The 14,127-nt window shown below is 43.8% G+C and carries 9 protein-coding genes; all 9 read right to left on the bottom strand.

Annotated elements, in window-relative coordinates:
- Positions 1–6: 6 nt before the first annotated feature.
- The 9 genes from A3CY_RS0114955 to A3CY_RS0114910 all read right to left on the bottom strand — a co-directional run bounded on the left by A3CY_RS0114955 (position 7) and on the right by A3CY_RS0114910 (position 14,116).
- Positions 7–591, bottom strand: a complete 585-nt coding sequence (locus A3CY_RS0114955) for an RNA polymerase sigma factor (RefSeq protein ID WP_240388166.1) — start codon at positions 589–591, stop codon at positions 7–9.
- Between the two features lie 412 nt (positions 592–1,003).
- Complete coding sequence (locus tag A3CY_RS0114945) at positions 1,004–1,960, bottom strand: FecR family protein (protein WP_018338742.1); 957 nt, start codon at positions 1,958–1,960, stop codon at positions 1,004–1,006.
- Positions 1,961–1,965: 5 nt separating this feature from the next.
- A complete protein-coding gene (locus A3CY_RS0114940; RefSeq protein WP_018338741.1) occupies positions 1,966–3,087 on the bottom strand; it encodes an ATP-binding protein in 1,122 nt (373 codons plus the stop codon).
- 120 nt (positions 3,088–3,207) lie between these two features.
- Complete coding sequence (locus A3CY_RS0114935; RefSeq protein WP_240388165.1) at positions 3,208–4,536, bottom strand: TolC family protein; 1,329 nt, start codon at positions 4,534–4,536, stop codon at positions 3,208–3,210.
- A gap of 75 nt (positions 4,537–4,611) precedes the next feature.
- Positions 4,612–7,665, bottom strand: coding sequence for an efflux RND transporter permease subunit (locus A3CY_RS0114930; RefSeq protein ID WP_018338739.1), 3,054 nt, complete (start codon positions 7,663–7,665; stop codon positions 4,612–4,614).
- A 21-nt stretch (positions 7,666–7,686) separates the two neighbouring features.
- Positions 7,687–8,766, bottom strand: a complete 1,080-nt coding sequence (locus tag A3CY_RS0114925) for an efflux RND transporter periplasmic adaptor subunit (RefSeq protein ID WP_018338738.1) — start codon at positions 8,764–8,766, stop codon at positions 7,687–7,689.
- A 145-nt stretch (positions 8,767–8,911) separates the two neighbouring features.
- On the bottom strand, positions 8,912–9,838 hold the full coding sequence (locus A3CY_RS0114920; protein WP_018338737.1) for a magnesium transporter CorA family protein: 927 nt from the start codon (positions 9,836–9,838) through the stop codon (positions 8,912–8,914).
- Between the two features lie 149 nt (positions 9,839–9,987).
- On the bottom strand, positions 9,988–11,010 hold the full coding sequence (locus A3CY_RS0114915; protein ID WP_018338736.1) for an endonuclease/exonuclease/phosphatase family protein: 1,023 nt from the start codon (positions 11,008–11,010) through the stop codon (positions 9,988–9,990).
- Between the two features lies 1 nt (position 11,011).
- Positions 11,012–14,116, bottom strand: coding sequence for an ATP-binding protein (locus A3CY_RS0114910; RefSeq protein ID WP_018338735.1), 3,105 nt, complete (start codon positions 14,114–14,116; stop codon positions 11,012–11,014).
- Between the last annotated feature and the right edge of the window lie 11 nt (positions 14,117–14,127).

Here is a 14,127-nt window from a genome sequence, read left to right as displayed (position 1 = left end):
ATGATATTATTTACTTTTTCTTTTCCCAAAAGCTAACCAAAGGACAAGAGTATTAACTTCACTCGACAATATTTCCCTCAATTTCTTGTACCCGCGAGAAACTTGTGTACGGATTGTATTGATGGATATATCCAATTCTTCCGCTATTTCCAGATATTTCTTTCCCTCAATCACATTCAATTTAATAATCAGGCGACATTGTTCCGGCAAACTTTCAATAGCCCGATTCACTCTATTGTATACGTCCTCGTCGATCTCTTCGTCCATTTCCTCCGAAACCAACATCGCTTCCCCCATCAGGAATTTATGATGATCCACTACCTGTAAATGCCGTAAATAATCCACTGTCGCATTACGGGCAACCTTATACAACCAAGATTTCAGATTAAATCCATCCGGTAAAGAATAGCTATTCTCGAATAACTTAAAGAAAATATCTTGAACGACATCTTTTGCAACATCCTGATCTCCAACCTGACGACAAACAAATACAACAAGTTTAGGATAGTATTTCTTGAATACGATCTCATAAACTTTGGGATCTCTCTTTCGTAATCCCTGAATATCATCTTCATCTAAAAAATCGTTCAATTTCAATATTTTACATTACATAAATACAAACCTATCCAAACTATCAAAAAACGAACGTTTTTTGATAGTTTGGATAGAAAATGTTTTTCAAAAAGCAACCGTCTATAAGAATTTGTTCTACAATAGATTGCAGGGAAAGAAAATTGTAGAATAATATTTACAAATACATCGGGGGGAGAATAATTAAACGTTCATTTATTAATTCTCAAAAGTATCAAAAAAAACATTCTGTTTCAATACTTGACTCATTTTTTTAACACACACGTGCCCAAAAGCACCTTGCAACAAGGCGGTGGAAAACAGATCAAAACAAATAATCTTACAACTGCTTCTCCAATTCTGTGAAATAATACGACACATCATCAATATTAGCCTGAATATTCAAATTCTGGATAAAATCCAACGTCATCGTTCAGAAGACAAACCTTCCCTCCCTCCATGCAACGAATGGCTCCACATCCACCTCGTGCACCACAAGTTTCCCGGTCTTCATGTCCATCACGCTCTGCATTCCCGGATTCAATATCTCTTTCTGACCATTTCTCTTTGAAGACACTTGTACTTTCCCGTTCACCACGGTCGTGTAAATTTGTCCGTCGTCGCCATACGTGTTTACATTAAAAGACGTACCCAAAACGGTCACTTCCGCCCCGTTTACTCTAACGACAAAAGGTCTGATCGTGTCCTTAGTAACTTCAAAATAGGCTTCCCCTTTCAAGTCTACCACCCGTTTATCCCCAATAAATACCACCGAAAATCTCAATTCGGAAGCAGCATTCAAGAATACTTTCGTCCCATCGGATAATTCAAGGGAATATTCTCCCCCGATAGGAGTCACCAACGTGTTGTACACCTCTCTCGTGTTCTCCTGCAATCCAGCTAAAGTATAATCCAACCCGGTCAAAGAATCATTCCGGATACCCGTTTCCTTTTTCCCGGAGATTATTTCACTTTTTTGCCCCAACTGAACTTTCTCCCCTGTGGCAAGAATCAATTCGGCTCTTCTCCCTCCCGGCAGTGTTCTTTCTGCTTGAGCCATTAATCTTTCTTCGTTCAGATTTCTCCATTCATCCACACCCCGACCGACATACAATGCCACAATCAGAATAATAGATGACGCCACAGACCAGCGCAACGTCATCCGACGACTCTTCCGGTCTGCCTCCGCCTGTTCCAAACTTGCCAGTTCTTCGGTTTCCTGCCGCTCAAAATCACCCTCTGACAAATTTTTCCTCTCTGCCGCCAACTCATCCAACAATCGCATGTGTTCCTCATCCTCCATCCACTTTTCTACAAGCGCATCTTCCAACTCCTCCCTGTGAGTTAATATCTGTCTGGCAAATTCTATATCTTCATCTGTATATTCCATAACAATTAGATTAAAAAATCCTCAAAATTATCCCGATGAATCACTTCAAAATCACTCCCGGCATAAGTATCCAAAAACAATCGGGGCAATTTTACTTTTGTTCCCGGATTCCATTTAAATTCATATCCCATAATCTGCCCATCCCGTTCTTCAATCAAATCGATTTCCGTCTTCTCTTTCGTTCTCCAAAACCAACTATTGTTCCACTGTTTCGTGTAATGCAAAAACTTTTTTCTCTCGGAAATCAAGAAATTCTCCCACAGGGCACCGACATCTGTCCGGTTCTCCACCTGGCTGAAATTAGCCACGAGGGCATTTCGTATTCCGTTATCATAAAAATATATCTTCTTACTTGACTTTAATTCATTTCTCAGATTCCGGCTAAAAGAATTTAACCGAAAGATTACATAAGATTGCTCCAGTAAAATCACATATTTCTCGACCGTTTTGGAATCCAACCCACATAATTGAGCCAATTCATTATAAGAAACTTGCGATCCGATTTGAAAAGCTAACGCTTGTAATAACTTCACCAGACTATCGGGTTTACTAATCTGGTCTAAAGCTAGAATGTCCTTATATAAATAACTATCTGATAACAACCGCAATATCTCTTGTTCCTCCCCGGGATGCATTACCACTTCCGGATAATAACCATACACCAGACGATGAGGAATCATACGCTTTTCTTCCAACAAACCATGCTCATCCACCATTTCACCGAAAGATAACGGATACATTTTGTATTCCCATTTCCGTCCAGTTAAAGGTTCGTTCATCTTATTTGCCAAATCAAACGAAGAACTTCCCGTGGCGACCAACTGTACATCCGGTATTTGATCGGTTACTAACTTCACTCGCAAGCCTATATCCGCGATACGTTGGGCTTCATCAATAACGATCACTTTTTTGTTTCCGAATATGGCTTTCAAACGGGTTGCCGAAACATTATCGAACAATCGTTGAACATCCAATTCATCCCCGTTCAACCACAAAACATCATCCCGTCCGGTAAAAAGCATCTTCAATAAGGTAGTTTTCCCAACTTGGCGCGGTCCCATCAACAAAATTGCTTTACCGTCATACAATTTTTCACTAATAATATTTTCTAATCTTCGCTTAATCATGACCATTTCATTTTCAATGTATTCCTCAAAAATACAGCTTTTTCGGAATCAATTCCAAAAATTCTTCAACTTTTTCGGAATCAATTCCAAAAATTCTTCAACTTTTTCGGAATACAACGCTTATTCCTCCACGTATTCTACGATCATAGAATCACGTATCTCCCCGCTCAGCAGCAATAAAGACAATTCTGATACCTTTGCCTGGTATATAGCCGATAATTTCCGGTCGACCGCATCGATATAACTACGTTGAAATTCTCGAAATTCAATCCCGGACAGAGAACCGATCTTGTATTTTACCAAAGCTGCATCCAGATTGGCGGCAGCGACATCGGCACTTTCGTTCTCGAAATTCACCATCAACAGGTTATTCTCGTAAGTATTATACAATAACGCCAAATCACCGAGGGTCTCTTTCTCCGCCTCCAGATAAGAAAGTTCGGTATTCTCCAACTCTATTTTTGCATTTTTGATCTTCGTGCGATTCTGCAAACGGCTAAATATGGAAACATTTAACGAAAATCCCCAATAAAAACCGTTCGTTCGGTTCAAAGTAATATTGGAGGACGGGGCTTCCGTTTTATTATAATTATACCCGGAATTAAAATCCAATGTCGGGAACAACACGGCACGAGAATTTTTCAAATCCAAGGCAGATATTCTCTGGTCTTTTTTCGCCATTAATAACATCGTGTTACCCTGCAAAGTCTTTTGCTCCAGTACACCCAATGACAAAAGAGGTCCCAGCAATATCGTGTCCCGCACGTACTCCACCGATTGCAAATCAGTATTCATCAACTTGTTCAACGAGATATAGGCACTTTTCAACGCCTCTCTCTGTTTCATGTAAGTTGAACTATCGGCATTCAAATCGATTTTTGCTTGTTGAGCCTCCAAACCGGAACGATTACCGATCTCGTAACGCGCCTGCGCCTCCTCGTAGCGTTCGGTAGATACCTCCAATGAATGTAAAGTTGCCTGCAACTTATGATGTTGTACCAACACGTTATAGTAAGCAGCACTCACGTTCACGATCAAATTCTCGACCGCTTGTTGCACAGCGAGTTCTCCCATTGCCAACAATTCCTTTTGTTTCTCGTGCGTGGTAAACATTTCCAAACCGTCGAACAATCGCCAATTCAATGCTACCCCGGCGGAATAATTATCCGTCTTCACGTCGGACATTTTATTCACGACACCCGTATTATCCTCTGTCTTCGAGTCATTCCGAGTTTGATTTTGCTTTGCCGTTGCATCCAGTGTAGGCAGAAAAGTAGAATAATTCAAATCATTCTTCGCCATACGCGCCTCGTTCCGAATAATTTTGATGGAATAATTCGATTCCAACGCTTGCGCTATACATTCCGGCAAAGTCTTTCGCTCTTGGGCGGAACAATTGAAAATTGAAAATTGAAAATTGAAAATGAGCAATAAAAGTGCTAATCTCATCATCATTTTTTTATATCGTAATCCTTGCTTTACCATATTCACTCGTTTTATTTCTTTCCAAAACTCATTGATATATTAATTTTCAATTTCTTCTTCTATTATCCGGACTTTCTTTGCAGACAAGTACGTGTAAATAGCGGGAATCACGAAAAGCGTTAATAACGTGGAACATACCATACCACCTACAACCGCAATACCCATGGCTATACGGCTTTCCGCCCCGGCACCCGTAGCCATTGCCATCGGCAATATACCCAGCACGGTCGACAAACTCGTCATCAGAATCGGGCGCAAACGAGCCACTGCCGAATCCTCGATAGCTTCCCGCATGGACAAGCCTGCCGCTTTACGCTGGTTGGCAAATTCCACGATCAGAATACCATTTTTGGATACTAACCCGACCAACATGATAATACCGATCTGACTGAAAATATTCATTGTCTGCCCGAAATACCACAGGGCAACCATCGCCCCGATCAATGCCAAAGGCACCGTGAACATGATAATCAACGGGTCGCGGAAACTCTCGAACTGTGCCGCCAACACCAGGTAAATAAACACCAGCGCCAGCATGAAGGTAAACATCAAACTGGAAGAACTCTCCACGAAGTCCTTCGACGTTCCGGACAAGGTAGTCTTAAAGTCATCATTCAACACTTGATCCGCAATCCGGTCCATCTCATCCAACCCTTGGGAAAGCGTCACGCCCTTTGCCAACCCCGCTGACACGGTTGCCGACACGAAACGGTCATAACGGTACAACTGCGGAGGCGTAGAACTCTCGCTGATCGATATCAAGTTATCCAGATGTACTAACTCCTTATCGGCATTTCTCACGTATATACCTTGCAGGTCACTCGGTTTATTCCGATCCTTACGTTCCAACTGGCTCAATATCTGGTACTGTTTCCCGTCCATGATATAGTATCCCACGCGTTGCTCGCTCATCGTCAATTGTAAGGTCTGTGCTATATCCTGCACGGAAACCCCCATTGCCGCCGCCTTATCCCGGTCTATATTCACGGTCAACTCCGGCTTCGTGAACTTCAGGTTCAAATCGGAAGCCGAGAACAACGGGCTTTTGTTCACCTCATCCATGAACACGGGCAACATCTCTTTCAAATCTTCCAGATTCTTTGCTTGTATTACATACTCGACGGGCAGACCGCCACGGCGTCCGCCGAAGGTCTGTTGTTGAGAAACCAAAGTACGTGCACCGGTAAACTGCCTTACTCTCAGGGCTAGTTCATCCGCAATCTCTTGTTGTGTACGATCCCGGTCGTCCGCATCCACCAACCACAATTGCAAGCTCGCCCGATTGGTCTGTCCACCCCCGATAAACTCGATCACTTTCTCCTGCTCCGGGACAAAATCCTCCACGAAAGTCGAAATCTCATCCGCGTATCGGCTCATGTACTCGAAAGTAGCCCCTTCCGGTGCCACGGAATTTAAACGGATGTTGGAACGGTCTTCCAAAGGCGCCATCTCCGACGGGATCAACAACCAAAGGCAATAAATCCCACCCCCGGAAGCAACGAGTATGATAATAGACACGTAACGTATTTTCAAAAACCGCTGTAACCACCGCCTGTACAGGTTCGTCATTCCCTCGAAGAAAGGTTCGGTTTTCCTGTAAAACCAATTATTCGCGGCATCCCGGGTCAATAGCTTCGTGGAAATCATAGGCGTAAACGTCAATGCCACAAACGAAGACACGCAGACTGCCCCGGCAATTACCATACTGAACTCCCGGAACAAGCGCCCGGTAGTACCTTCCAGGAACACGATCGGGAAGAACACCGCCACCAGCACCACGGTAGTAGCGATAACGGCAAAGAATATCTCGTTCGCTCCTTTAAACCCTGCCTGCAAGGGACTCATCCCTTGTTCGATCTTGGTAAATATATTCTCCATCACCACGATCGCATCGTCCACCACCAGACCGATGGACAACACCACCGCGAGCAATGTCAGAATATTGATCGTGAAACCGGCTATATACATGATAAAGAAAGACGCCACCAAGGAAATCGGGATTGCCAGCACGGGAATCAACGTCGTGCGCCAACTTCTCAGAAACAGGAATATGATCAGCACCACCATGATGAATGCCTCGAAAATCGTATCCTGCACCTCGTTGATAGAACTACGGATAAACACCGTGTTATCAAAAGCGATCGCCGCATCGATATCATCCGGCAAATCCTTCTCCAAATCCTCCATCACCACGTATGCCCTGTCGGCAATATCAATATAGTTCGCTCCCGGCTGCGGGATCAAGGCACACATCACCATCGGCACGCCATTCCGTTTGGCAATCGTCCGTGTATTCTCGGCATCGACCTCTGCCGTTCCGATATCGCTGAATCGGATGATTTGTTGCCCGTTTCGGGCGATCACCAGATTATTGAAATCCTCTATCGACATCAAACGCCCCAGCGTACGAATGGTCAATTCTGTGTTATCCCCCTCGATACGCCCGGAAGGCAATTCGATATTCTCTTTCTCCACGGCATTTTGCACGTCCATCGGAGTCAACTTGTAAGCCGCCAACAATGCCGGGTCCATTCGCAAACGCACCGAATAGCGTTTCTCTCCCCAGATTTCCACGCTGCTGACTCCGGGTATCGTCTGCAACCGTTCTTTATAATAACGTTCGGCATAACGGCTCAAGTCAATCAAAGAACGTTGTCCGCTTCGTAATGAAATGGCAAAAATAGGCTGGGCATCCGCGTCAGCCTTGTACACCGTGGGTGGATCTATATCACTAGGCAAACGACGTAAAGTACCGGAAACCTTATCACGCACGTCATTGGCGGCAGTTTCCAAATCCACGTCCAACTCGAATTCTATCGTGATCCGACTCTGCCCGTCACGACTGGTACTACTCAGCGAACGGATTCCCTGGATACCGTTAATCGCCGACTCCAACGGCTCGGTAATCTGCGTTTCGATCACGTCGGCATTCGCACCCACGAACGACGTGGACACCGAAATCACCGGAGGGTCGACACTCGGATAATCGCGTACTCCCAAATACAACAGCCCGATGGAACCGACAATCACCAGAAGCAGGTTTAACACGGTAGCCAACACGGGACGTTTTATACAAGTCGAAGATAAACTCATCTAATTTTAGATTTTAAATTTTCAATTGTTTAGCTTCACGGGCATTCCTTCTCTCAACTGCATCAAACCACCGGTCAGCACGGTATCCCCAATCTGGATACCAGACGTTATCTCAACAAATTTGTTGTCCCGGCTCTCGGTTTGCACTGCCACGCTGGTTGCCTTCCCGTTTTTCATCACCCACAAGCGCTTGCCATCCATCTCGGGCACCACGGCTTCTGTCGGGATTAGAATAAATTTCAATCCTTCCGCCGTACTCCATTGTCCCTTGACAAACATTCCCGCCATCAAATTGTCCGTGTTACGGTAACGGGCACGCAAAGTAGCCGCATGCCGATCATTTATCTGCGGGTCAATAGCGTAAACTTCCGCGTTAATATTATGCTCCAACCCAGCGACCTCAAAGGTAATCTTTCTGCCGATCAACGGGACTCCCACAGTATATTTCTCGGGTATAACGAATTCAACCTTTAAAAAAGAATTATCCACAATAGTCGATACTTTCGTGCTGGGTTGCAGGTAACTTCCCACACTCACGTAGCGGAATCCCATCCGCCCGTCAAAAGGAGCACGGATTTCAGTACGGTTGATCTTTACTTTCAGAAGCTCAATATCCGCCAAATTCATATTGTATTCCGTTTCCAACTGCTGAAATTCCTCCACACTAACAGACTCCCGTTCCAATAACACCCGCAGACGCTCCAACTTCGCTTCCAACAATTTTTGCTGATACTCCAACCGCTCCAGCTGGGCTTTTAAATCCGAATCATCCACTTTCACCAGCAAGGCGCCTTTTTTCACCGAAGCCCCTTCCTCGAAGGCAATTTCGACCACCTTTCCCGCTGTTTCCGAAACCAGTTCGACTTCTTCGTTGGCGACCAAAGTTCCCGTCACGGGAATACCGTTTGAAGAAGTTGACAAGGAAGCCACGATGCCCGTCACCGGCAATGCACCTCTTGATGCTGCCCCTTTCGATGCCGTCACCGGGGGAAGATCACCGGAATCGTCTTTTGAAGAAAAATCTAAACGAGGGATTAAGATAACACCCACTACCACAACGGGTATTCCTATCTGTAAAACTCTTTTTAACCCTTTGTTCATATTAAAAATTATTACATACAATTATCCATTGTGTCGTTTGTACACAGGCGTTCACGACACTAAAGTTAAGACACCAAATATCTTCAAAAGTTTATTGTCAAACCGTTAAGAGTTTGTTAAAATAACGGCAATTTTATAATTAATTTTAGAACCAATGCTTCCACTTGAAAAAGGCATACCCGAACAAGGAAAACAAGATAGATATTATAATTACAATCAAAAATCCATAAGGATTCTCCTCTAGGGAATTCGGCACGTTCATCCCGTACAAGCTGGCAATCAACGTCGGCAACATCAATATGATTGAAATGCTTGTCATTCGCTTCATCACGATATTCAAATTATTGGAAATCACGGAAGCATAAGCATCCATAGTCCCGCTCAATATATCGCTGTATATACGAGCGGAATCCTGTGCCTGGCGCAACTCGATCTCCACGTCTTCCACCAAATCCTCATCAAAGAATTGCCGTTGCGTCTTCAACGTCTTCATCTTGATCAACAGATTGTCATTCCCCCGCAAGGAAGTAATGAAGAACACCAAAGACTTTTCAATTTTCAACAATCGTTGCAGTTCCTCGTTACGGATAGATTTTTCCAACTCCACCTCCGCCATGTGCATCTGGGCATTGATCTGTTTCAGGTATTTCAGATACCAAACTGACGAAGACAGGAAAAGGCGAAATACCAGATCCCAATTATTCTCGATTTCCAGATTCTTCCGAATCACGTAATTGATAAAATCCGGCACCATCTCCGTCTGATGGAAACACACGGTCACGAACACATCCCCCTTCACGATAATACCCAGCGGCACCGTGATAAAAGGGATACTGTTATCAATTGATTTAAAAGGAATACGCATAATCATCAAGGTCCATCCCTCTTCCACTTCCAGACGGGAACGCTCGTCCACGTCCTCGATGTCGTCAATAAAAGCTTCCGGAACACCTTTCTCGTCAAGCAAATACCGAATGTCTTCTTGAGTAGGTGAAATAACATTAATCCAGCAATTAGGTTCCCACACTTTTTTCTCCACAAACCCCACTTTACCCCTTAGGAAAGTTCTCATAATAAATCCTCCTTCATTTTATGAATAGAGGTCGTTATCGAGAACCCCTATCCAGATTAATACCGTTGATGATAATCGTCCATATCTTTTTCTATGAATTTTGCACAAAAATAGTCTTTTATTTTCAGGAAAATCTTTTTTGTCGAATTTTATTTTTGCAGATCAATGAACACGGGTAGATGATCGCTATATCCCCCGATATACCTTTGTCCCCGATAGGTCGGTTTCGGTCGTTTGCCATAACTCCCTTTCTCTTCCTCCAACAAAAAATCGGATGCCACGACCTTCATTCGTACCGATGATTGCAGACCACGCGAGCCATCCAATAAGGTTCCGGAAACAATCAGGTGATCCAACGTCTGCCACTCCCCCCGGTAACGATAACTCCCGCAGGGCTTCCCTAACAAATAATATCCCGTATTATAAAGCTGACTGGAAACAATCGCCCGTTTTTCGGCATTTTCCGTATTCAGCACTTGCTGGGCACGAGTATTTGCCTTGCCGTTCAAATCGCCCATGACCACGATCTTCGCTTCGGGATGACACAACCGTATTGAATCGATCTTCGCTTTTACCACGGAAGCCGCCTTTATCCTTTTCCACTCGCTCCGGGCTTCACCCCCTCGCATGGAAGGAAAATGGCAAACAAAAAAATGTAAAGTATCACTTCCACCCAATACCCCCTCGCAATACAGGATATCCCGTGTCCTTTCCCCTTTTTCCAACTCTACCGGAAAGAAACGACTACGCAATTCCTTAAAATCCGCTTTCCGGTACAATAACGCAACATCAATTCCTCTCACGTCCGGCGAATCCGCGTGTACAATCCCGTAATCACCATCCGCCAGCCCGGTCTTCCCGGCTAACTCCGCCAACACGTGCCTGTTCTCAACTTCTGCCAACCCGATAACAGACGGCAACACTGCGCCTCCCGCCTCAATTAAAGCTCTCGAGATATGCAATAATTTCCGACTATACCGTTCCTTTGTCCAATATAGCCTGCCCCGCGGAGTGAAATCCCCGTCCGCTTTTACCGAATCCTTTCGGGTATCGAATAGATTCTCGACATTATAGAACACGACCCGAAAACAGACACGTCCCTGTCCCCCGGCTATTCCACAAATAAGACAGGACACGATAATAAACGCCCCAGCGAAACTTCTCGAAAGCATACTATAACAGAATAAGCCTCTTCTCCAACAAAGAGATAATCTTACTCCTCAACACATTAGCATTAATCGGTTTCGACGTGAACCCGTCAAAACCGCTTGCCATGATCTTTTCCTCGTCAGAAGCGTAAGCATAAGCCGTCACGGCAATTACTGGGACCGAAGAAGATATTTTCCGAATCTCTTGTACTGCTTCATACCCGTTCAACTGGGGCATATTAATATCCATCAGCACCAAATGAGGCTCATGCTCCTTGAACAACCGTACGGCTTCCATCCCATCCCAAGCGTGAATCAAATGGTAATCCTTCTTCAGTATAGACTCGAAAAGCATATAGTTACTCGAATTATCCTCAGCGATCAGTATCTTCAATTTGTTTTTCTCTACAACTTGCGGAACAAATTCTTCCTCTTGGATTTCTTCCCTATGTATCTTCACCGCCACGTAAGGGATGGTAAACCAGAACGTGGAACCTTGCCCGATCTCGGACTCGACACCGATCTTCCCTCCCAGGCGTTCAATAATGGTCTTGCATATAGGCAATCCCAACCCCGTACCTTGAACAAATGAATTCAATTTCACGAAACGCTCAAACACGGAATCCTTCTTCGCCGACTCAATCCCGCACCCGGTGTCCGAAACATAAAAATAAAGCGAATTTCTCTCCAACGGGTGATACCCGAAACGGATACTCCCTTGCTTGGTAAATTTAATCGCATTATTAATCAAATTAGACACGACTTGTGTCAACCGGATCTTTTCCGACCGGATACAACATTCCGGCAGACTCTCCTCGAAAATAATTTCCACCGCCGAGGTTGTCAATCTTAACCGTGAAGTCTGTTCCAGCTCGCGCATCAAAGCATTCAAGTCAAATTCGGAATAATTGAATTCCATCGAACCGGATTCTATCTTGGAAAGATCAAGAATATCACTAATCAATTGCAAAAGCAACGTGTTATTATTCTCGATAATATTGATATATTCTTTTTTCTCGTCCTCTTCCTCTGCCGATGCCAGAATATTCGAGAAACCCACGATAGCATTCAAGGGAGTGCGTATTTCATGGCTCATGTTAGCCAAAAATGCAGACTTCAACCGATTCGATTCTTCCGCATGCTCCTTAGCCTCCCTCAAATCCAACTCCATTCGCTTGCGCTTGGTTATCACCACGGAAGACCCGACTAAAGACACCACTTTTCCGTTCTTGTCTTTTTTATCCACGGTAGCTTGTGCCTCAACCCATTCGAATGAATAATGATGATCACTTTTATCCAGGACACGGTATTCTTCCTTTATTTTCGATACTTTTCCCTCTATCAATGATATATAAGCAGCCTTCACCCTCTCCCGGTCGTCTTTATGAATTTTCGCGAAATATTGTTCTTCCGGAACTGCCAGGGCATCTTCATCACCTCCAAAATGCTTTAATTCAATCGGGCGATTCACGTCACACAACATCGTCTTTTTCTCCAAATCCCAACGCCATGGCGTTATACTCGCCACATCCAAAGCCATTGCCAGCTTGTAATTAACAGATTCCAGCATAGATTTCGTTTTTCGAAGATCCGTGATATCCACACAGAAAATATCCATCATATCTTTTTCTGCCGAAATCATAAACAATACTTCGTAATACCTTTGTGTTCGTTTATGATAATATTCTATTGTCAAAGATTTCTTTTCCGCAAGCATTCTTTTATACAGGACGAGATATTCCTTATAACTACTTGACGGTATCTCGCTTCCCTTCTTTCCGATAAATACATCCCCCTGCACGAAATATTTCTTGAACATCGGGTTTATATCCTGAACCCGATAATCTTCCAACTCCCCTTTGGCGTTATATATCAGCTGGTGTTTCATGTAAGCAATAGGCATATTATTGAAAAGAGTTTCGTATTTTTTCAACAACGAAAATTCCTTATCATGCAATGCCCTCTCCTTCTTCAACAAACGTATACGAACCAACAACACGTAAAGCAAAAGTACTAATCCTATAATCACGAATAATAAATACTTGTATTTAGCCCAAAATGTTTCCGGTGCAAAGAAATAAATTGCATTATCAGGATACAAGGAAGAAGCAATCCCCGCTTTCTGCAATACATTATAACACAAATAGTAGCCCGGTTTTCCTGCCTTTTGCCAAGGAATATCCTTCACGTCTGTTCCCCCTATGACCTTCCTTAGAGTCTTTGCAACTGTATGCCCGAAATCTTTTCCAAGATAAAAATAACCACCCGCCATCTCCCCGTCGGCAACACCCACATCTTCAAGGCAAAAAATCGGATGATTATCAAACGTACAAATCGTTTTGTGATTATTAGACGTCAGATATTTGCTACCAGCCATCTCCTCTCGCTGTATCCATGAAAAATAAAGTAAACCGACTTTTTCTATATCATAAGACGCTATAGAATCAAGCATCTGATCCAAAGTAATCTTCCCCTCTGTGAAATACGCAACCTTAAGTTCTGGAAAATACTCTTGGCATTCTTGCTGAAACTTATAACGCACTTGAGTACTGACGTAACGGTAGTCGGAAATCAACACGATCTTCTCCATCTTCGGGAGCAAAGTCTTCATTTCCTCTATGGTTTCCCGAACATAAACCGGGCACTCGATGACCGTAACATTATCACGGAACAATGATTTCTCCAAAGGAATAACCTCTCCCGGAACTATTTCACCTTTTCCCAGCACAGACTTTACTGACCCCACATAATCAGCCTGCACGCAAAGGATCACTGGTATATCTTTCCATATTCCACGCACTTCCTCCTCAAAGAAACTCCATGCGCTACTCCCAAGTAAAACGATTGCCCTCGGCTGCTCGGGGTATTTTTCCAAGATGTAATCTTTTCTTTCCTGTAAGCTATTTTCATCTTCAAACAACAGCGTGTTAAGAGACTCCACTACAATATCTTCCTTAACGGTAAGATCTTTCCTAATACTGTCAATGGCATAATTCGACCATATCGTGCCGTCCGTGTAAGAATTAATCACCAATACGTATCCTCGATCACGTACATTCCCCCTAACCGAAAAAACGACAAGGAAACAAATTCCCAGCAAGCTGATTTTAAGTATTTTATTCCACAACATACACACTAGCC

Origin of the sequence: Butyricimonas synergistica DSM 23225 (assembly GCF_000379665.1) — a bacterium.
GTDB classification, from domain to species: Bacteria; Bacteroidota; Bacteroidia; order Bacteroidales; family Marinifilaceae; genus Butyricimonas; species Butyricimonas synergistica.
Note: the sequence above shows the minus strand (reverse complement) of the source record. Positions and strands in the feature narration are given on the sequence as shown.

Bases quoted from the DNA above. Each gene is read 5' to 3' on its own strand.
- A3CY_RS0114915 (WP_018338736.1), bottom strand. From the start codon at position 11,010: ATGCTTTCGAGAAGTTTCGCTGGGGCGTTTATTATCGTGTCCTGTCTT.
- A3CY_RS0114930 (WP_018338739.1), bottom strand. From the start codon at position 7,665: ATGAGTTTATCTTCGACTTGTATAAAACGTCCCGTGTTGGCTACCGTG.
- A3CY_RS0114910 (WP_018338735.1), bottom strand. From the start codon at position 14,116: ATGTTGTGGAATAAAATACTTAAAATCAGCTTGCTGGGAATTTGTTTC.
- A3CY_RS0114920 (WP_018338737.1), bottom strand. From the start codon at position 9,838: ATGAGAACTTTCCTAAGGGGTAAAGTGGGGTTTGTGGAGAAAAAAGTG.
- A3CY_RS0114935 (WP_240388165.1), bottom strand. From the start codon at position 4,536: ATGAGATTAGCACTTTTATTGCTCATTTTCAATTTTCAATTTTCAATT.
- A3CY_RS0114925 (WP_018338738.1), bottom strand. From the start codon at position 8,766: ATGAACAAAGGGTTAAAAAGAGTTTTACAGATAGGAATACCCGTTGTG.
- A3CY_RS0114940 (WP_018338741.1), bottom strand. From the start codon at position 3,087: ATGATTAAGCGAAGATTAGAAAATATTATTAGTGAAAAATTGTATGAC.
- A3CY_RS0114945 (WP_018338742.1), bottom strand. From the start codon at position 1,960: ATGGAATATACAGATGAAGATATAGAATTTGCCAGACAGATATTAACT.